Annotated in this window: 18 protein-coding genes and 2 tRNA genes; 14 read left to right on the top strand and 6 right to left on the bottom strand. The window is 66.6% G+C overall.

The genetic code is table 11. The features are described from left to right. Window positions 1–119: 119 nt before the first annotated feature. Entirely contained in the window at window positions 120–860 is a 741-nt protein-coding gene (locus DOM67_RS19305) for an SDR family NAD(P)-dependent oxidoreductase (protein ID WP_110678890.1), read from the top strand. 8 nt (window positions 861–868) lie between these two features. On the opposite strand, the gene hisC is transcribed toward DOM67_RS19305, so the two are convergent. Continuing rightward, window positions 869–1,921, bottom strand: coding sequence for a histidinol-phosphate transaminase (gene hisC, locus DOM67_RS19300; RefSeq protein WP_110678887.1), 1,053 nt, complete (start codon window positions 1,919–1,921; stop codon window positions 869–871). A 231-nt stretch (window positions 1,922–2,152) separates the two neighbouring features. Between hisC and DOM67_RS19295 the strand changes: the two genes are divergently transcribed. The 5 genes from DOM67_RS19295 to mnmH all read left to right on the top strand — a co-directional run bounded on the left by DOM67_RS19295 (window position 2,153) and on the right by mnmH (window position 7,744). Next, window positions 2,153–3,250, top strand: a complete 1,098-nt coding sequence (locus DOM67_RS19295) for an alkene reductase (protein ID WP_110678885.1) — start codon at window positions 2,153–2,155, stop codon at window positions 3,248–3,250. Between the two features lie 195 nt (window positions 3,251–3,445). Beyond that, window positions 3,446–3,904 carry a copper resistance protein NlpE N-terminal domain-containing protein gene (locus tag DOM67_RS19290; RefSeq protein ID WP_110678883.1) on the top strand — a complete coding sequence of 153 codons (459 nt, stop codon included), beginning with the start codon at window positions 3,446–3,448 and terminating at the stop codon, window positions 3,902–3,904. A gap of 231 nt (window positions 3,905–4,135) precedes the next feature. Continuing rightward, complete coding sequence (radA, locus tag DOM67_RS19285; RefSeq protein WP_110678881.1) at window positions 4,136–5,515, top strand: DNA repair protein RadA; 1,380 nt, start codon at window positions 4,136–4,138, stop codon at window positions 5,513–5,515. 109 nt (window positions 5,516–5,624) lie between these two features. Continuing rightward, window positions 5,625–6,665 carry a selenide, water dikinase SelD gene (gene selD, locus DOM67_RS19280; protein WP_110678879.1) on the top strand — a complete coding sequence of 347 codons (1,041 nt, stop codon included), beginning with the start codon at window positions 5,625–5,627 and terminating at the stop codon, window positions 6,663–6,665. After that, a complete protein-coding gene (gene mnmH / locus DOM67_RS19275) occupies window positions 6,662–7,744 on the top strand; it encodes a tRNA 2-selenouridine(34) synthase MnmH (RefSeq protein WP_232825322.1) in 1,083 nt (360 codons plus the stop codon). Before selD ends, mnmH begins: the two co-directional genes overlap by 4 nt. 86 nt (window positions 7,745–7,830) lie before the next feature. On the opposite strand, the gene DOM67_RS19270 is transcribed toward mnmH, so the two are convergent. Further along, window positions 7,831–8,475, bottom strand: a complete 645-nt coding sequence (locus DOM67_RS19270; RefSeq protein ID WP_110678875.1) for a type 1 glutamine amidotransferase — start codon at window positions 8,473–8,475, stop codon at window positions 7,831–7,833. A gap of 59 nt (window positions 8,476–8,534) precedes the next feature. Here DOM67_RS19270 and DOM67_RS19265 point away from each other — a divergent pair, with 59 nt between their 5' ends. The 3 genes from DOM67_RS19265 to DOM67_RS19255 all read left to right on the top strand — a co-directional run bounded on the left by DOM67_RS19265 (window position 8,535) and on the right by DOM67_RS19255 (window position 10,560). Beyond that, a complete protein-coding gene (locus DOM67_RS19265) occupies window positions 8,535–8,837 on the top strand; it encodes an MGMT family protein (RefSeq protein WP_110678873.1) in 303 nt (100 codons plus the stop codon). Between the two features lie 213 nt (window positions 8,838–9,050). Continuing rightward, complete coding sequence (locus tag DOM67_RS19260) at window positions 9,051–9,641, top strand: YjaG family protein (protein ID WP_110678871.1); 591 nt, start codon at window positions 9,051–9,053, stop codon at window positions 9,639–9,641. A gap of 142 nt (window positions 9,642–9,783) precedes the next feature. Further along, a complete protein-coding gene (locus tag DOM67_RS19255) occupies window positions 9,784–10,560 on the top strand; it encodes a DUF3298 and DUF4163 domain-containing protein (protein WP_157958922.1) in 777 nt (258 codons plus the stop codon). A 137-nt stretch (window positions 10,561–10,697) separates the two neighbouring features. Here DOM67_RS19255 and hisF read toward each other — a convergent pair whose 3' ends face one another. The 4 genes from hisF to hisB all read right to left on the bottom strand — a co-directional run bounded on the left by hisF (window position 10,698) and on the right by hisB (window position 13,614). Beyond that, a complete protein-coding gene (hisF, locus tag DOM67_RS19250) occupies window positions 10,698–11,471 on the bottom strand; it encodes an imidazole glycerol phosphate synthase subunit HisF (protein WP_106418753.1) in 774 nt (257 codons plus the stop codon). Next, window positions 11,468–12,226, bottom strand: a complete 759-nt coding sequence (gene hisA / locus DOM67_RS19245; RefSeq protein WP_110678867.1) for a 1-(5-phosphoribosyl)-5-[(5-phosphoribosylamino)methylideneamino]imidazole-4-carboxamide isomerase — start codon at window positions 12,224–12,226, stop codon at window positions 11,468–11,470. The genes hisF and hisA overlap by 4 nt, the downstream gene beginning before the upstream one ends. Before the next feature lie 100 nt (window positions 12,227–12,326). Further along, window positions 12,327–12,968 carry an imidazole glycerol phosphate synthase subunit HisH gene (hisH, locus tag DOM67_RS19240; protein WP_110678865.1) on the bottom strand — a complete coding sequence of 214 codons (642 nt, stop codon included), beginning with the start codon at window positions 12,966–12,968 and terminating at the stop codon, window positions 12,327–12,329. A 52-nt stretch (window positions 12,969–13,020) separates the two neighbouring features. Beyond that, window positions 13,021–13,614 (bottom strand): imidazoleglycerol-phosphate dehydratase HisB, encoded by a 594-nt coding sequence (gene hisB, locus DOM67_RS19235; protein WP_110678863.1) that lies wholly within the window; start codon window positions 13,612–13,614, stop codon window positions 13,021–13,023. 470 nt (window positions 13,615–14,084) lie between these two features. Here hisB and DOM67_RS19230 point away from each other — a divergent pair, with 470 nt between their 5' ends. The 5 genes from DOM67_RS19230 (at window position 14,085) to DOM67_RS19210 (ending at window position 18,210) form a co-directional block, all read left to right on the top strand. Further along, window positions 14,085–16,502 carry an AsmA family protein gene (locus tag DOM67_RS19230; protein ID WP_110678861.1) on the top strand — a complete coding sequence of 806 codons (2,418 nt, stop codon included), beginning with the start codon at window positions 14,085–14,087 and terminating at the stop codon, window positions 16,500–16,502. An 87-nt stretch (window positions 16,503–16,589) separates the two neighbouring features. Further along, window positions 16,590–17,675, top strand: a complete 1,086-nt coding sequence (gene mutY, locus DOM67_RS19225; RefSeq protein ID WP_110678859.1) for an A/G-specific adenine glycosylase — start codon at window positions 16,590–16,592, stop codon at window positions 17,673–17,675. A gap of 14 nt (window positions 17,676–17,689) precedes the next feature. Continuing rightward, window positions 17,690–17,962 (top strand): oxidative damage protection protein, encoded by a 273-nt coding sequence (locus DOM67_RS19220; protein WP_110678856.1) that lies wholly within the window; start codon window positions 17,690–17,692, stop codon window positions 17,960–17,962. Window positions 17,963–18,053: 91 nt separating this feature from the next. Continuing rightward, window positions 18,054–18,129, top strand: a tRNA-Phe gene (locus tag DOM67_RS19215). 6 nt (window positions 18,130–18,135) lie between these two features. Beyond that, a tRNA-Gln gene (locus DOM67_RS19210) sits at window positions 18,136–18,210 on the top strand. Window positions 18,211–18,230: the final 20 nt, after the last annotated feature.

Here is an 18,230-nt window from a genome sequence, read left to right as displayed (position 1 = left end):
GGGGCTTTTTGTGCGCGGGTGGTCAGCTGCCTTGCAGGCACCGACCTTGAGCCTGAGCTAGGCTGTCGACTCTGGAACGCTTAAGTTCTGAGCCAGCGATCATGACGGGAGAGGGCGATATGCTGGAGCGATTACCCGACGATTTTACTGCCGTGGTGACCGGCGCCGGAGGCGGAATTGGCCAGGCCGTCGTGCGCTGTCTGCTGGAGACGTCGCGGGTGGGGCGTATCGTGGCTGTGTCGCGTCAGTGGCTGGCCTTCGACGATGACCGGGTAGAGGCATTGAAAGCCGATCTCACCCAGGAAGAGGGTCTCGCGCGTCTGGGCGAGCAGCTCGCCGGGGCGCCGCTGCATCTGCTGTTCAACACCCTGGGCATGCTGCACGACGCGACGCGTGACATCGCTCCGGAGAAGCGTCTCGAGGAGCTCGATGCCGACAGCCTGGCGACGCTGTTTCACGTCAATGCGATTACCCCGGCGCTGCTACTCAAGGCTGTGCTGGGGTCACTGAAAGGTCAGCATCCAGCGCTGGTGGCGAGTTTATCTGCGCGGGTCGGTTCGATCGAGGACAACGGCTTCGGCGGCTGGTACGGCTATCGGGCGAGCAAGGCGGCACACAACATGCTGCTGCGGACGGCAGCCATCGAGCTGGCGCGCTATAACAGGCAGGCAGTCGTGCTCTGCCTGCATCCCGGCACGACGGATACCGAGCTCTCCAAGCCGTTCCAGCGGCGTGTCCCCGACGGCAAGCTATTCAGCCCCGCCTATGTCGCCGAGCGCCTGCTGACGGTGATCAGCGAGCGCCGCCCCGAGGAGAGCGGCAGCTTCTGGGATTGGGCGGGCAAGCCAGTGCCGTGGTGAGCGCGTGCCTAGATCATCGCTTCGAGGGCGGTGATCAGCTCCCGCATCTCTTCATCGGTACCGATGGAGATGCGCAGGAAGTCGCTGAGGCCATCGCGATTGAAGTGACGCACCAGGATGCCGCGCTCGCGCAGTCCGGCGAACAGCGTCTCGCCGGCGAATTGCGGGTGCCGGGTGAACAGGAAGTTGGTCTGTGAAGGCAGCACCTCGAAGCCGAGTTCGGCCAGTGAGCGGCGTGTCTCCTCGCGGGTGTCCATGACCTGCTGGCAGCAACGCTTAAAGTGCTCACGGTCGTTCAGCGCCGCGATCGCCACCGCGCTGGCGAGCATGTCGACCGGGTAGGAGTTGAACGAGTTCTTCACCCGCTCCAGCCCCTCGATCAGTTCCCGCGAGCCGATCGCATAGCCCAGTCGCAACCCTGCCAGGCTGCGTGACTTGGAGAGCGTACCGGTGACCAGCAGGTTGGGGTGGTCCGCGACCAGCGGTACCGCGCTCTCGCCGCCGAAGTCGACGTAGGCTTCATCGACCAGCACCACGCTGTCCTGAATGCGCGACAGTAGACGCGCGATCTCGGCGCGTGGATGGCCGTGCCCCGTGGGCGCGTTGGGATTGGCGAAGACCACGCCGCCGTTGTCGCCGTCGAAGGCGTCGAGGGCGATCTCCCAGCGGTCATCCAGTGCCACGGTGCGATAGGCGATGTCGTAGAGCTTGCAGTAGACCGGATAGAAGCTGTAGCTGATCGCCGGCATCAGAAGCGGCCGGGGTTGGCAGAAGAAGGCCTGGAACGCGAAGGCCAGTACCTCGTCCGAGCCGTTGCCGACGAACACCTGCTCCGGCGCTACACCGTGGGTCTCGGCCAGCGTCTCGCGCAGCGCGCGGGAGTCAGGGTCGGGATAGCGGCGCAGCTGCTCGGTGTCGATATCGCGTAGCACCTGGGCGACCGCGGGTGACGGCGGATAGGGGTTCTCGTTGGTATTGAGCTTGACCAGTCTCTCACGCGGCTGCTCGCCGGGTACGTAGGGCGTCAGGGCGCGGACGGCAGGACTCCAGAGTTGGCTCATGATCTCTCGCGATGGGGCTGGGCGGTGTCGGGAAACGGTTGGCGATAAAGGATTGGGGACGGTTCCGGGGCCGGGGCGCCCGGCGTGTGCGCGCTCGGCGCGGTGGTGCCTGTCATAGTGACCGCTGTCGCAGGGCGGCGCAAGTCTGCGGCGGCGACGACGTGAGGGGTTGATTAGTCATCTAATGACCTCATCTTCTCAGTGAACTCGCATCGAGTGATAAGGATCATCATGCCCTACGAAAAACTGCTCTCTCCGCTTCAGACCGGAGATGTCGAACTCACCAACCGGGTGCTGATGGCGCCGCTGACCCGCGCTCGCACCCCGGATAGCGTTCCCGGCCGCCTGCAGGCGGAGTACTACGCCCAGCGCGCCGGTGCCGGGCTGATCATCAGCGAGGCGACCAATATCTCGCCCACGGCGCGCGGCTATGTCTATACCCCGGGCATCTGGACCGATGCACAGGAGGCGGGCTGGCGCCAGGTGGTCGATGCCGTGCACGGTGCGGGCGGCAAGATGGCGCTGCAGCTGTGGCACGTCGGTCGCGTCTCCCACGAGATGGTGCAGCCGGACGGCCAGCAGCCGGTGGCACCGAGTGCGTTGCGCGCCGAGGGGGCCAACTGCTTCGTCGAGTTCGCGGATGGCAGCTCCGGCCAGCATCCGACCAGTACCCCTCGCGCCCTGGAGACCGACGAGATCCCCGGGCTCATCGAGGATTATCTGCAAGCCGCCAAGCGCGCCAAGCGTGCTGGTTTCGACATGGTCGAAGTGCATGCGGCCAATGCGTATCTGCTGCAGCAGTTCCTTGCCACCGGCAGCAACCAGCGTAGCGACCGTTACGGTGGCAATGTGGTCAACCGTGCGCGGCTGCTGCTCGAGGTGGTCGATGCGGTGAGCGCAGAGCTCGGCGCCGGGCGTGTCGGCGTGCGTCTGTCGCCCTTCATCGAGATATTCGGACTCTCCGACGACGAGCCGGAGGCGATGATGCGCTATCTCTCCGAAGAGCTGGGCCGGCGGGGCATTGCCTATCTGCATATCAACGAGCCGGACTGGACCGGCGAGGGCCCCCAACTGAGTGATGATTTCCGCCGCGATCTGCGCGAGCGTTTCAGCGGCACCTTGATCTACTGCGGCCACTACACTGCCGAGCGTGCCGAGGCATTGATCGAGGCGGACCTGGGCGATGCCGCAGCCTATGGGCGGCCCTATATCGCCAATCCGGATCTGGTCGAGCGCTTCCGGCGCGATGCCACGCTCAACGAGCCCGACCCCAATACCTTCTATGGGGGTGGTGCCGAAGGCTATACCGACTACCCCACGCTCGACTGATGCGGGGCCGTGTGGCGTCGATGGGATGCCACGCGACGCGCTTGCCGCTATCCTTAGGCGACACGCGCATAGCGGCTGTGCGGTCGCGGTCATGCTTTAGTACTCGCCGCCTAGCCGCTATGGTGTAGCAACCATGCTGTAGTGATGCGGCCGCCCCTGCGGTCCGCTTGGCCCAGAAGTGTAAGGAGAACCCCAATGCAGATCAGGACGTTGCTGGCCAGCGCCGCCACGGTAGCCTTGTTGGCAGGTTGCGCCAGCGGTGGCTCGCAGACCCAGTCCGGCACGGCCGACACCGGCGCCTCCGCCACCACGACGACCTATGAAGGCACGCTGCCCTGCCGCAGTTGCGACGGTATCGACCTGACCGTCAACCTCAGCGGCACTGAGTCGTCGCCGGCGCCGGAGCGCACCTTCACGCTCGAGGCCGACTACATCAACCACCCGCAGAACCCGGGGCCGGAGCAGTACCAAGGCCAGTGGGACGTGATGACCGGCACCGCCACCGATCCCAAGGCCACGGTCTACGAGCTGACGCCGAACGGTGAGGGCCAGATCTACTACTTCCAGAAGATCGATCCCAACACCCTCGAGCTGATCGACCCTCAGCGCCGTCAGTTCGAAAACGGCCAGATGCTGCGTCTGATCAAGCAGTAAGCGCCTCGCGCTGATAGCCAAGGCGGCCTGCGGGCCGCCTTTTTTGCGTCCGCTCACCCCACCGTGCCCAGGCATCTACACCGTGTGGCCACCTTGTCGGGCTACACCACTTTTGGCTATCTCATTCAGTGACCCTGTTGGTGACGGGCCCTTGCCTCGGCTCTGCGATCCGGTGTGGCTGTGGCACCATGGGCGTGACGATGTTCATCGCGATGACGGAGATTCCCGCGCGTGGCCAAAGCGAAAAGCGCCTTTGTCTGCACCGAGTGCGGTGCGGAGTACAGCAAGTGGCAAGGGCAGTGCAGCAACTGCCGCGAATGGAACACCTTGAGCGAAATCCGGCTGACCAGCGCGCGCCCCGGCGCCGCGGGGGCGTCAGGCGGCGCCGGGCGTGGCGGCTATGCCGGCGCGCTGACCAAGGAGGTGGTCGATCTCTCTGGAGTCGATCTCACCGAGGTGCCGCGGTTCAGTTCCACTTTCGAAGAGTTCGACCGCGTGCTCGGCGGCGGCCTGGTGCCCGGCTCGGCGGTGCTGCTCGGGGGCCATCCCGGCGCCGGCAAGTCGACGCTGCTGCTGCAGACCGCCTGCCGCCTGGCTCAGAGCAAGCGGGTGCTCTACGTGACCGGCGAGGAGTCGCTGTCGCAGGTGGCGATGCGTGCCCACCGTCTGCAGCTGCCCACCCAAGGGCTCAAGATGCTCGCCGAGACCAGCGTCGAAACGCTGCTTGCGGTGGTCGAACGCGAACGCCCCGAGGTGCTGATCATCGATTCCATCCAGACCATGCACCTGGAGGATATCGGCTCGGCGCCGGGCGGCGTGGCGCAGGTGCGTGAATCCGCAGCGGCGCTGACGCGCTTCGCCAAGCAGAGCAATACCGTACTGCTGCTGGTGGGCCATGTGACCAAGGATGGCACCCTGGCCGGCCCCAAGGTGCTCGAGCACATGATCGACGCCTCGCTGCTGCTGGAGGGGGGCAGCGACTCGCGCTTCCGTACCCTGCGCGGGCAGAAGAACCGCTTCGGCGCGGTCAACGAGCTGGGCGTGTTCGCGATGGTCGAGCTGGGCCTCAAGGAGGTCAAGAATCCCAGCGCGATCTTCCTCTCGCGCAGTGAAGAGCAGGCCTCCGGCAGCCTGGTGATGGTGGTGTGGGAGGGCACCCGGCCGATCCTGGTCGAGGTGCAGGCGCTGCTCGATGAGTCGGCGCTTGGCAATCCGCGCCGGGTGGCGGTGGGGCTCGACCCTAACCGTCTGGCGATGCTGCTCGCCGTGCTGCACAAGCACGGCGGTCTGTTCACCGGCGATCAGGATGTCTTTCTCAATGTCGTCGGCGGGGTCAAGGTCCTGGAGACCAGTGCCGATCTGGCGGTGTTGCTGGCGGTGGTCTCCAGCCTGCAGAACCGGCCGCTGCCGCGCGAGCTGGTGGTGTTCGGTGAGGTCGGGCTCTCCGGTGAGATCCGTCCGGTACCGAGCGGTCAGGAGCGGATCGTCGAGGCCGCCAAGCACGGCTTCACCCGCGCCATCGTGCCCCGTGGCAATGCCCCGCGGCAGGCGCCTGCCGGCATGCAGGTGGTGGCGGTGGACAAGCTCTCGGAGGCGCTGGAAGCGCTCTGATGCTGCTGTCGGCGGTGCTGCCCGCGAGCCTGCGGAGGGCATCGTTCACGACCGCCGTCGGTTACACTGCACCTTGAACAACCATCGGGACCGCGTGAGGAGTGCGACCATGAGTGCCATCCGTCTGACCCAGTACAGCCACGGCGCCGGCTGCGGCTGCAAGATCGCGCCCGACGTGCTCGACCGGATTCTCGCCAAGGCGGGGCCGGGGGCCAGCAGCGACAAGCTGATCGTGGGCAACCAGGGGCGCGAGGACGCGGCGGTCTACGACCTCGGCGATGGCCGCGGACTGATCTCCACCACCGACTTCTTCATGCCGATCGTCGATGATCCGTTCGACTTCGGGCGTATCGCCGCGACCAACGCCATCAGCGATGTCTTCGCCATGGGCGGGTCGCCGATCATGGCCCTGGGCATTCTCGGCTGGCCGCTGGACAAGCTGCCCGGCGAGGTGGCGGGCGATGTCGTGGCCGGCGCCCAGGCCGTCTGCCGGGAGCTGGGGATGGCGCTGGCCGGTGGCCACTCGATCGACGCCCCCGAGCCGATCTTCGGGCTGGCGGTCAACGGTCTGGTCGATCTCGCCCACCTCAAGCTCAACAGCGGCGCCAAGCCCGGTGACCTGCTCTATCTGACCAAGCCGCTCGGGGTGGGCATGCTGACCACGGCGGAGAAGCAGGGGCTGCTGCAGTCGGGGCATCAGGGCCTGGCGCGGGAGACGATGCTCGCCGCCAACGCCATCGGCACGTCTCTGGCCCGTGTCGAAGGGGTTCACGCCATGACCGACGTCACCGGCTTCGGCCTGGCCGGGCATCTGAGTGAAGTGTGCGCGGCGAGCGGAGTCGAGGCGCGCATCGACTTCGCCAAGCTGCCGCGTCTGGCCGCGGCGGAGGCGTATCGTCGTCAGGGCGCGGTGCCCGGCGGCACACGGCGCAACCGCGAGGCGATCGGCGCGGCCCTGGGTGAGATGGACGAGGCACACTGGCAGTGGCTGTGTGACCCGCAGACTTCGGGCGGCTTGCTGCTGGCGGTCGACCCGGCCTGGGCCGACGACGTCGAGCGCATCGGGCGCGAGCATCGGCTGGCGCTGGAAGCCTTCGGTGAATGCGTTACGCCCACGGGTGGCGCCCGGCTGATCGAGGTGCGGGGTTGAGCGGCAGCGAATTCGTCGAGGCCGATCTGACCCTGCTCGAGCGGCCGCTGATCGATGTCCGCGCGCCGATCGAGTTCGCCGCCGGCGCGCTGCCCGGCGCTATCAACCTGCCGCTGATGGACGACGACGAGCGCCGCGAAGTCGGCATTCGTTACAAGCTCTCCGGGCAGGAGGCCGCGGTGGCGCTGGGCAACGAACTGGTGACCGGTGATCTGCGCGAGCGGCGGCTGGCCGCCTGGGAGGCGGCCCTCGACGCGGCGCCCGAGAGCCTCATCTACTGCTTTCGGGGTGGCATGCGCTCCAAGATCAGCCAGCAGTGGCTGCGCCAGCGGGGGCGACCCGTACCGCGCATTCGTGGAGGCTGGAAGGCGATGCGTAACGCTCTGCTCGGCCTGCTGGAGCAGCAGAGCAGCGGCCCGCTGCTGCTGGTGGCCGGGCTCACCGGATGCGCCAAGACCGCGCTGGTGGGGGCGCTCGACAGCGGTATCGACCTCGAAGGGTTGGCGCGCCACAAGGGGTCCGCCTTCGGCCAGCATCCGCGGGTCGGCCCCTCACAGATCGATTTCGAACATGGCCTGGCGCTCGATCTGTGGCGCCGCCCGCAGGCGCGGGTGGTCGAGGACGAGTCACAGCGTATCGGGCGGCTGGCGATTCCGGCGACCTTCTGGCAGACGATGAAAGCCGCCCCCTGTGTGCGCGTGGAGATGCCGCTCGACTGGCGCCTGGAGCAGATTCGCAAGGACTATATCGAAGACCTGAGCGCGCTATACCATCGCGACTACGGGCCGCTGCTGGGCGAGGCGCTGTTCCGCAAGCAGCTCTCCGGTGCGCTCAAGCGCCTCGGCAAGCGTCTCGGCAGCGAGCGACTGGGGCGTCTGCTCGAGGCCCAGCAGCGTGCCTTCGGCGCCGCCGGCGAGCCCCAGGCCCACGACGCCTGGCTGGCTCCGCTGCTGCAGGAGTACTACGACCCCATGTATCGCCAGCAGATCGAGAGCCAGCAGCGCCGGACCCTGATCGTCGGTAGCTGGGATGAATGTCTGGAAGCGGCCCGCGCCTGGAGCGCAGGGCATCGGGGCTGACGCGCGGCGCCGGGCTATACCGCAGTGCCTTTCAGCCCGTGCATACTTTCAGGCAGTGCATATTTGTAGACATTACCCGGGAGCAGCTAGTCGAGCCACTGGGTCATGAGACGGTCCAATAGCGCCGCCTGTCGGTCGAAACGTCTGGGATCGGCAAGTAGGTCGTCGCACGCCTCCAGCGTGGCGTCCTGCGCGCAGAGCGCCTGGGCATCGTTGGCCGTCAGCTCCAGGTGGCACTGCATGGCGACCACGCGTCCGCGATCCCAGACGAAGCCCTGTACCGGACCGGCGGACGTGCGGCCCAGCGGCAGGGCATCATCGGGCAGGCCGAAGATGTCGCCATGCCATAGCAGCGCGTCGAAGTGCTCGGGGAGGTCGAGCGGGCTGGCCGGGTCCAGGGTCAGGGTGCGCCAGCCGCGCTCGGGTTCGACCGCCGGCGAGACGATCGAGCCCAGCGCCTCGGCGATCAGGGCGGCGCCGAAGCCGATACCCAGCACCGGCTTGCCGCTCTTCAGCGCGCGATCCAGCAGCTTGCGCTCGCGCTTGAGCAACTGAGGATCGAGCGTGCCGAGCGCATCCAGCAGGATCAGACCGTCGAAGTGGTCCCAGGGGGGCGGCAGTTCGCCCTCGTCGAGCCGGCAGCGGTTGTGGCTATGGCCCATGCCCTGCAGCCAGTCGGCCAGCCGGCCGGGGGGGAAAAGGGGGCTGTGCTGGAGAAAGTAGATATGCATGATAAGGTCATGATGCGGGCGCGGCGCGCCCTTCACAAGCGGAAAAAGATCGATCGATCATGGCGATACGCGCTTCGCTGCTAGAGCAGATCTACACCGTGGTGGCGCAGGTTCCGGCCGGCCGCGTGACCACCTATGGACGTATCGCCGGGATGACCGAAGGTGCCACCGCGCGCCTGGTGGGTACGGCCATGCGTCAACTCCCCGCCGGCCACGCGCTGCCCTGGCACCGGGTGATCAACGCCACCCGGCGGGTCGCCGATCATGGCGGCGCCAGTGAGCAGCAGCGTCTGCTGCGCGAAGAGGGCGTGGTGTTCGATGGTGCCGGTCGCGTACCGGCCCGGTTGCTGTGGCCGGATTAGCTATCCTCGATGCTGGGTCGACCATGCCGGTGAGCGGCCGTCTGGTGCGCCGCCTCATGGCCCCGGCTGCTATCGCCCAAGGCCTGGCCGTTCAGGTCTCTCTGCCTGCGGTCACTCGGCCACGCTCACTCGTCTGGATTCACGCTTGTCAGTTCACTCGTTCAGGTTCTATTACCGCGTGCGATGCGTCGCCGCTGTCACTCTGGAGTTCCGATGTCCAACCCCGCTGCCAGTTTCAATCAGCGCCTGCGCGCGCTCAATCCGCGCCAGCGTCTCGCCTTCATGGCCGCGCTGTGCGAGCGCCTCACGCCCAACTACACGCTCTACGCCGGTGTGAGTCATCTGGGCGACCCCAATGTGCTCTACAACGTGCTCGATCTGGTGTGGGAGCGGTTACAGATCAAGAGCGCCAAGATCGACTTCGACAAGCAGGCCGAGAAGCTGGCGGCGGTGGAGCCACCGGAGGAGGACGATAGCTTCGGCGCACGGCGCGCCACCGAGAGCATCATGGCATTGACCACGCTTTTGGATGCGCTGCGTAGCGAGGCGCCGGAGGCAGTTCTCGAGGTGAGCCAGGTGTCGCGCAACGGTGTGCGCGCCTATATCGAGATGATCGATGGCAGCGAAGATTCGGAGCGTCTGAACGTGCTGTTTCGCGAACATGAGCTGATGCAGGACGAGCGTGACTATCAGGATGCGGTGCTGGAAGCGGTCGAGGAGGACCCGAATGTCGAGGCGCTCCGCGAGCTGCGCACGCTGGGACGCAATCAGGGTATCAGCAACCTGGGGCTGAGCCTGGATTGAGGCGAGGCGGCCATTGGCGCGAAACGCGCTTGAAAAGGCGCTACATTAGTATCTGTGAGGCGATTGGGGCGCGGAGCGCGCCCGCCGGAAAGCGATAACATCGGCCGTGCCGCGCATGGCCAGACGTTCAAGGAGGAACTGCATGTCTCATCGTGTGGCGCTCGGCGCCCTCATGCTGGCTACCCTGGTGCTGAGCGGCTGCCAGAGCCTCTCCGGCTGGCGCCAGGACCCGCTGCGTACCGAAGCGGTGGTGAAGACGGCCCATGAACCGGGGTGCGAGGGCGACGCCTGTGCCGTGGTCGAGGCCGACTATCTGCGCTTCCCTGAGTCGCCCGAGCTGTCGGCGCTGCTGCAGAAGCGGCTCTTTGCGCTGGCCAGCGGCCTCAGTGACGATCCCAATGGCAGCGCGATCGGCCGTGCGACGTCGTTCGACGATTTCGCCGGGCAGGTCTTCGCTGCTGCCAAGGAGGCGCGCCGCGAGGTGCCGGAGCTGCCGGGATATGCCGCCGATCTCGACGCCAAGGTGATCGCGGAGCACGATGATCTGCTGGTCATCGAGCTCGACGGCTATCTGTTCAGCGGCGGTGCCCACGGCCTGCCGCTGACCCAGTATCTGGTCATCGACCGCAATACCCGCGAGCCGGTCTCACTGGCCGAGATGCTCAAGCCCGGCCAACGCGCCGCCTACGACGCGGCACTGGCGCGTGCCCATCAACGCTGGCTGCAGACGGATCAGGCCCAGGGGCTATCCGCCCAGCAGTGGCCATTCGTCATCTCCGAGAACGTGGCACCGCTGAAGGACGCCCTGGCGGTCAAGTATCAGGTCTACGATCTGGCGCCCTACGCCGTGGGCCAGCCGGTGCTGACCATCCCCTATGCCGATCTCGAGGGCATCTTCCGTCCGCGCTATCTGCCCTGAGCGGTGCGCCCGCACTGCATCGAAGCACATCTCACGACACAGAAACACACCGCACCAACGCAAGCGCCGCGACCCGATCGGGTCGCGGCGCTGTTCGTCACGCCGCCCTTGCGGCTGCGGCGCAGGTCTTGCCGCGCTCAGAGCCGCATTTCGATCCCGTGCTCGGCCATGTAGCGTTTGGCGTCGGGGATGGTGTACTCACCAAAGTGGAAGATGCTGGCGGCCAGCACCGCATCGGCACCGCCTTCTTTCACGCCGGCGACCAGATGGTCGAGGTTGCCGACACCGCCGGAGGCGATCACCGGCACCTCCACCGCATCGCTGATCGCGCGGGTCACGCCGAGATCGAAGCCGACCTTGGTGCCATCGCGATCCATGCTGGTCAGGAGTAGTTCACCGGCGCCGTAGTCGACCATCTTGCGTGCCCACTCGACGGCATCCAGCCCGGTGGGTCGACGGCCGCCGTGGGTGAAGATCTCCCAGCGCGGCGGTTCGCCCTCGGCGCTGACCCGCTTGGCGTCGATCGCCACCACGATGCACTGGCTGCCGAAGCGCTCGGCGGCCTCGCGGACGAAGTCCGGGTGGGTCACCGCAGCGGTATTGATCGAGATCTTGTCGGCGCCGGCGTTGAGCATGGTGCGAATATCTTCGCAGCGGCGGATGCCGCCACCCACGGTGAGCGGGATGAACACCTCGCCGGCGATGCGTTCGACCATCTCCACCGTGGTGCCGCGGTCCTCGTGGCTGGCGGTAATGTCGAGGAAAGTGATCTCGTCCGCGCCCTGCTGGTTGTAGCGCTTGGCGATCTCCACCGGATCACCGGCGTCGCGGATGCCGACGAAGTTGACGCCCTTGACCACGCGGCCGGCATCGACATCGAGACACGGGATGATGCGCTTGGCGAGGGTCATGCGCGGCCTCCCCGGGCAGTGCCGCGGATCTCGTCGCTCAGCGCCTGGGCCTGGGCCACGTCGAGTGAGCCTTCATAGATGGCGCGGCCGGTGATGGCGCCGATGATGCCCTCGTCGGCGACCTCGGCCAGGGCGCGAATGTCGTCCAGGTTGGTGACGCCGCCGGAGGCGATCACCGGCAGGCCGCCATCGCGGGCCAGCGCGGCGGTTGCCTCGACGTTGACGCCTTGCATCATGCCGTCGCGGGCGATATCGGTGTAGACGATCGAGGTCACGCCGTCGTCGGCGAAGCGCTTGGCCAGATCGACCGCCTTGAGCGTGGAGACTTCGGCCCAGCCGTCGGTGGCGACGAAACCGTCGTTGGCATCGAGCCCGACGATCACGTGGCCGGGGAACTGCCGGCACATCTCGCCGACGAAGGCCGGCTCCTTCACCGCCTTGGTGCCGATGATGACATAGCTGACCCCGGCGGCGAGGTAGTGTTCGATGGTCTCGGCATTGCGGATGCCGCCGCCGATCTGGATCGGCAGATCGGGATAGGCGCGGGCGATGGCGGTGACCGCTTCACCGTTGACCGGTTTGCCTTCGAAGGCGCCGTTGAGATCGACCAGGTGCAGGCGGCGGGCGCCGGCTTCCACCCAGCGTGCGGCCATGGCCACCGGATCGTCACCGTAGGCGGTGGCGTCGTCCATGCGGCCCTGCTTGAGACGCACGCATTGGCCGTCCTTGAGATCGATGGCGGGAATCACCAGCATGTCGTCGAATCCTCTGCGTGTCGGCCAGCGCGAGCGCGGCTGGCACATGATCGGTGGGGCGGGGACGGCGCGCGCTGGCGGCGTCCCGGACGCTGCGCGCTCAGGGCGCCCAGTTGACGAAGTTTTCCAGCAGCTGCAGGCCGTCGCGGGCGCTCTTCTCGGGGTGGAACTGCACCGCGAAGACGCAGCCACGGCCGGTGGCCACGTGGGCCTCGACGCCGGCGTAGTGGGTCGCGCCGAAGACGTCGTCCGGGCTGGCGGCATCGACATAGTAGCTGTGCACGAAGTAGAAGCGCGCGCCATCGTCGATGCCCTGCCACAGCGGGTGGGTGTGGTGCTGAGCGACCCGGTTCCAGCCCATGTGCGGCACCTTCAAGCGCTCGCCGTCCGGCCCCACCAGCTGCTGGCCGAAGTGACGCACGCGTCCGGGCAGGAAACCGAGGCAGTCGATGCCGCCATTCTCGTCGCTGTGTTCGAACAGCATCTGCTGGCCGACGCAGATCCCCAGGAGCGGCTTCTGCTGGGCGTCGAGCAGCTCGCTGACCAGCCCGCGCAGCTCGCTGCGTTCGAGTTCGCCCATGCAGTCGCGGATCGCACCCTGGCCCGGCAGCACCAGCCGCGAGGCGCCGCGAATCGCGCGCGGGTCGCTGGTCACCACCACGTTCTCGTGGGTGACGTGCTCGAGCGCCTTGGCCACGGAGTGCAGGTTGCCCATGCCGTAGTCGATTACCGCAATCGTCATCGTGCGCTCCTCGTAGAATCGGTGACAGCCGCCGGGCGGGCGGCGGACGCCATCACAGGCTGCCCTTGGTCGACGGCAATTGGCCGGCCATGCGCGGGTCCGCTTCCACCGCAGCACGCACCGCGCGGCCGAAGGCCTTGAAGATGGTCTCCGCCTGGTGGTGGGCGTTGAACCCCTTGAGGTTGTCGATGTGCAGGGTCACCTGGGCGTGGTTGACGAAACCCTGGAAGAACTCCCAGCACAGCTGGGTATCGAAGCGGCCGATGCTGGCGCGAGTGAACTCGACGTCCATGAACAGGCCCGAGCGACCGGAGAAGTCGATCACCACCCGCGACAGCGCTTCGTCCAGGGGGACGTAGGCATGGCCGTAGCGGCGAATCCCGCGCTTGTCGCCGATCGCCTGGGCGAATGCCTGGCCCAAGGTGATGCCCAGATCCTCGACGGTATGGTGATCGTCGATCTCGAGATCGCCGTCGGCCTCGATGGTGAGATCGAGCATGCCGTGACGGGCGACCTGGTCGAGCATATGGTCGAGGAAGGGGACCCCGGTTCGGCTCTCGAGACGGCCACTGCCGTCGAGATTCACGGTGACCGTGATCTGAGTCTCTTGAGTCTGGCGTGACACCGTGGCGATGCGCTGGGACATGCGTGGGGAGTCTCCCGGTAGGTGTGGCGAGAATCGGCCATTATAGAGAATCGCCCCGGGCATCCGCTACAATGCAGGGATCACAGAGCGGCCTCGGCCGGGCCGCCGCGCTGACAGGGAGAGACAGGAGGCATGCCGGAAGCCGCGCGAACCAGCGATACCCTGGTGTGGTGTCACACAGAGACCCGCCACTCATATCGGCGCCTGGCGCCACCACACGGCGCTGCTCGTCGTTGCCATAGCCCCCGCTATGACGCCTCCTCGTGCCTTGCCTGGCAGCATCCTGAATCCAGTATGTCTCCGCGTCAGCTGCGGGACACCACACTCGCGACCCGCTGGCATACCGGGGGCAAGCCACCAGTGCGACCCGCTGATGTCACCGTGTCGGGCCGCCTGCGCCTGGCGCGTGGCGGGGAGCATCATCTCTTGGCCCCGCGAGCGGGCCGCGTTGTCAGGGAGGTTCGGCGCGCATGAAAGGATTGATCAGAGCGCTGCTCGCGGCCGTCGGCGTGCTGGGTATCGTGGTGGTGGTGGCGGTGGTCTATATCACCACCTTTTTCGATCCCAACGATCTCAAGCCGCGGCTGATCGAGGCGGTACGCGATCAGAGCGGGCTGGAGCTGAGCCTGGATGGCCCGCTGTCGTGGAGTTTCTATCCGCGCATCGGGGTCAGCGTGGCCGATGCCGAGGCCTGGCTGCCGCGCCAGTCCCACGACGACGAGCCCTTCGTCGCCTTTGACCGCGCCGAAGTGAGTGTCGCCTTCGCGCCCCTGCTGAGTGGTGATGTGTCGGTGGATGGCCTGATCCTCGATGGCATGCGTCTCAACCTGGTGCGCGACGCCCAGGGCCGGGGCAACTGGCAGACGCTGCTCGACCGTCTCGCCCAGCATGATGCCGCCGCCGATAGTGGCCGCAGTGAGGCGGCCGATGGCGCTGCGACGGGCAAGGACGCCAGTGGGGCGGCCCAGGGCGCGAGCGATGGCTCGGCCGAGGGTGACAGCCAGCCGGTGGCGTTCGATATCGCCAACGTCCAGGTCGCCAACAGCCGTGTCCACTACGTCGATCCCCGGCGCCCGCTGGACGTCACGCTCTCCAATCTGTCGCTGACCAGCAGCAATGTCAGTCCGCAATCCTCGTTCCCGCTGCAGCTCTCGTTCGATGTCTCGGGGGAGCAGCCCAAGATGAGCGGCAACGTGCAGTTGAAGAGCCAGATGCGCATGGACTTGAGCGCCGGGCGCTACACCTTCGACAAGGTCACGCTCAACGGCAAGGCGCAGTTGCCCGACATCGCCGAACAGGCCCAGAGTGGCAACCTGAAGATCGCCAGCCTGGTGGCCGACACGCGCCAGCGCCAGTATCGCGCCGATGGTATCCAACTGGGGGCGGCGTTCTCCTCGCCGGCGCTACGGGAGTCGCCGCTGTCGCTTGATCTCAAGCTCGACGCCAGCGCCGATCTCGACGCTGCCACCGCCGAACTCGACAACGTGGCACTGACCGGCGACGACAATCTCGATCTCAGCGGCAACGCCAAGATCACCGGACTGGATACCGACCCGCACTATCAGGGGCGGCTGAATATGGCCGCGCTCTCGCTGCGCGACTGGCTCACCCGCTTCGGTATCGATGTTCGCAGCGCCAATGACAAGGCGCTGACCTCGCTCTCACTGAGCGGCCCCTTCTCCGGTGATGCCCGGCGCATCGACTTCTCCGATCTCCAGCTCACGCTAGATCAGACCCAGCTGCGCGGGTCGTTGGGCGCGGCCTACGACGGCAGCGCGCTGGACTTCGATCTCGAGGGCGACAAGCTCGATCTCGACGCCTACCTCCCGCCGGCGGCGAGCAGCGGCGCACCGGCACAGGATGGCGCGAAGGCGTCCGACAAGGCCACCGCCTGGCTCGGCAGTCTCGGCATCGCCCCGGCGCTGGCGGCCGGCGAAGAGGCTGGGCTGCTGCCGGTGGATTGGCTCGCCCGGCTGAAGCAGGAAGGGCATCTGACGCTCGACTCGCTCACGCTCAAGGGTGCCAAGCTCAGTGACGTGGCGCTGGCCACCAGTGGTAGCGGTAGGCGCCAGCGGATCGATTCGCTGAGTGCCAATCTCTACGGCGGCAGCGTCAAGGCCTCCAGCGCGCTCGATCTGCGCCAGCAGCCCATTAAGCTCTCCTTCACCGAGCGCCTGCAGGGGGTACAACTGGCGCCGCTATACCAGGATGTGAGCGGCAAGTCCTCGCCGCTGCGGGGGACGCTCAGCCTGCAGGGCGACTTCGACTCGCGCACCAACACCCTCGCCGGGATTCAGCAGAACCTCAACGGCCAGGCGGCGCTGCGCATCGATGACGGCGCCATGCTCGACGTCAACGTACCGAAGCAGCTATGTACGGCCGTTGCCACACTGGAGGGCAAGCAGTCCGAGCGTGAGTGGAGCCAGGACACTGCCTTCGACCGGCTGCAGGCCACTGTGGTGGTGAAGGACGGTGTGGCCCGCAACGACGATCTCGATATCGCCATCCCCGGGGTGAGCCTGAGCGGCAAGGGAGAGGTCAACCTGGTCACCGACCGGCTCGACTACCGCGCCGCCGCGCGTCTGCAGGATACCGCCGATCAGGCCGCCTGCAGCGTCAACCCGCGTCTGGCGCGAATCGACTTCCCGATTCGCTGTCAGGGCAGTCTGACGGACGCGCCGGCTACCTGGTGCAGCTTCGACCGCGAGGCGTTCCAGCGTTCGCTGGGGGCGCTGGCCGAGGACGAAGCCAAGCGCAAGGCCGGTAAGCGGGTCGATAAGGTGCTGGACGACAAGCTCGACGACAAGACCCGGCGCAAGATCGACGACGCCCTGGGCGATGGCGCGTCGCAGGAGCTCGGCGACAAGATCCGAGGTCTGTTCAAATGAGGCCTGCCACTGGCCAGTTCCCGCGCCGACATCTTGTCGGCGCCTTGCTATTACCCGCTGTCGTCATCCGCCGACCCGAGGTGCCGTTTGGCTGAGTTTTCGTTATCGACCGAGGCGTTCCAGCGCCGCGTGCTCGACTGGTTCGATCGTCATGGACGCAAGACGCTGCCGTGGCAGCAGAACAAGACCGCCTATCGTGTCTGGGTCTCCGAGATCATGCTGCAGCAGACCCAGGTCGCCACCGTGGTGCCGTACTTCGAACGTTTCATGATGCGCTTTCCCAGCGTCCAGGCGCTCGCCGAGGCGCCGCAGGACGACGTGCTGCACCTGTGGACCGGGCTTGGCTACTACGCCCGTGCGCGCAATCTGCACAAGGCCGCGCGGCAGGTGGTCGAAGACTACGACGGCGAGTTCCCGACCCACGACCTTGACGCCATGACTTCGCTGCCCGGGATCGGCCGCTCCACCGCCGGTGCCATCATCAGCATCACCAGCGGGCGGCGGGCGGCGATTCTCGACGGCAACGTCAAGCGTGTCCTGGCGCGGCTGCATGCGGTGGCAGGTTGGCCCGGGCGCAGCGACGTGCTGGCACGGCTGTGGACGCTGGCCGAGCGCTACACCCCGCACGAGCGCCTGCCTGACTACACCCAGGCGATGATGGATCTGGGGGCGATGATCTGTACCCGGGGCAAGCCGAGCTGCCTGCTTTGCCCGTTCGAAGATGTCTGCGTGGCGCATGCGCAGGGGCGTGAGCGTGACTATCCCGGGCCCAAGCCCAAGCGCGAGACTCCCACGCGCAGCACTCGGATGCTCCTGCTGCAGGACGACAGTGGCCGGGTTCTGCTGCGCCAGCGCCCGCCCACTGGGCTTTGGGGTGGGCTCTGGTGTTTTCCCCAATTCGACGACGGCGAGGCCCTGCGCGACTGGCTGGCACGCTACCCTGGCACGCATCTGGCGCATGCTTGGCAGCCGTTCACACATGTCTTCACCCATTTCCGGCTCGACATCACACCTTGTCCGGCCAGGGTCAGCGATGCCAAGCTGGCGACCCATGTGGCCGAAGGCGCCGACGAGCGCTGGGTGGACCCCGCGAATCCCGGTGATATCGGCCTGGCCGCGCCGGTGAAGACCCTGCTCGAGAAGCTGGCCCAGATACCCACGACCACCGACTGAACCCGGAGTGACCCATGGCACGCACCGTATTCTGCCGCAAGTACCAGCAGGAGCTCGAAGCTCTGCCGTTTCCACCGCTGCCCGGCGCCAAAGGCCAGGAGATCCAGCAGAACGTCTCCAAGCGCGCCTGGGAAGAGTGGCAGGCCCAGCAGACCCGACTGATCAACGAGAAGCATCTCAACATGCTCGATCCTGAGTCGCGTGCCTACCTGATGGAGCAGATGGAGCGCTTCTTCGACAATCAGGAGACCGACCACGCCGAGGGCTACGTGCCGCCGAGGCAGTGATTTCGGTGGGGTCGAAAAAGATCCCATCTTTTTGAAATAAAAGGCTTGACCCGTGAAAGGCTTACTGGTTTAATTCGTCCCCGTTGGCAAGGGCCAGATAGCTCAGTTGGTAGAGCAGGGGATTGAAAATCCCCGTGTCGGCGGTTCGATTCCGTCTCTGGCCACCACGCTGCTGGGGTATCGCCAAGTGGTAAGGCACCGGTTTTTGGTATCGGCATTCCCAGGTTCGAATCCTGGTACCCCAGCCATTTGCCAACCTCTCTATGCT

This window comes from Salinicola sp. RZ23, from assembly GCF_003206675.1.
Taxonomy (GTDB): domain Bacteria; phylum Pseudomonadota; class Gammaproteobacteria; order Pseudomonadales; family Halomonadaceae; genus Salinicola; species Salinicola endophyticus.
The sequence above is the reverse complement of the archived record's forward strand: the minus strand, read 5'-3'. Positions and strand labels throughout refer to the sequence as shown.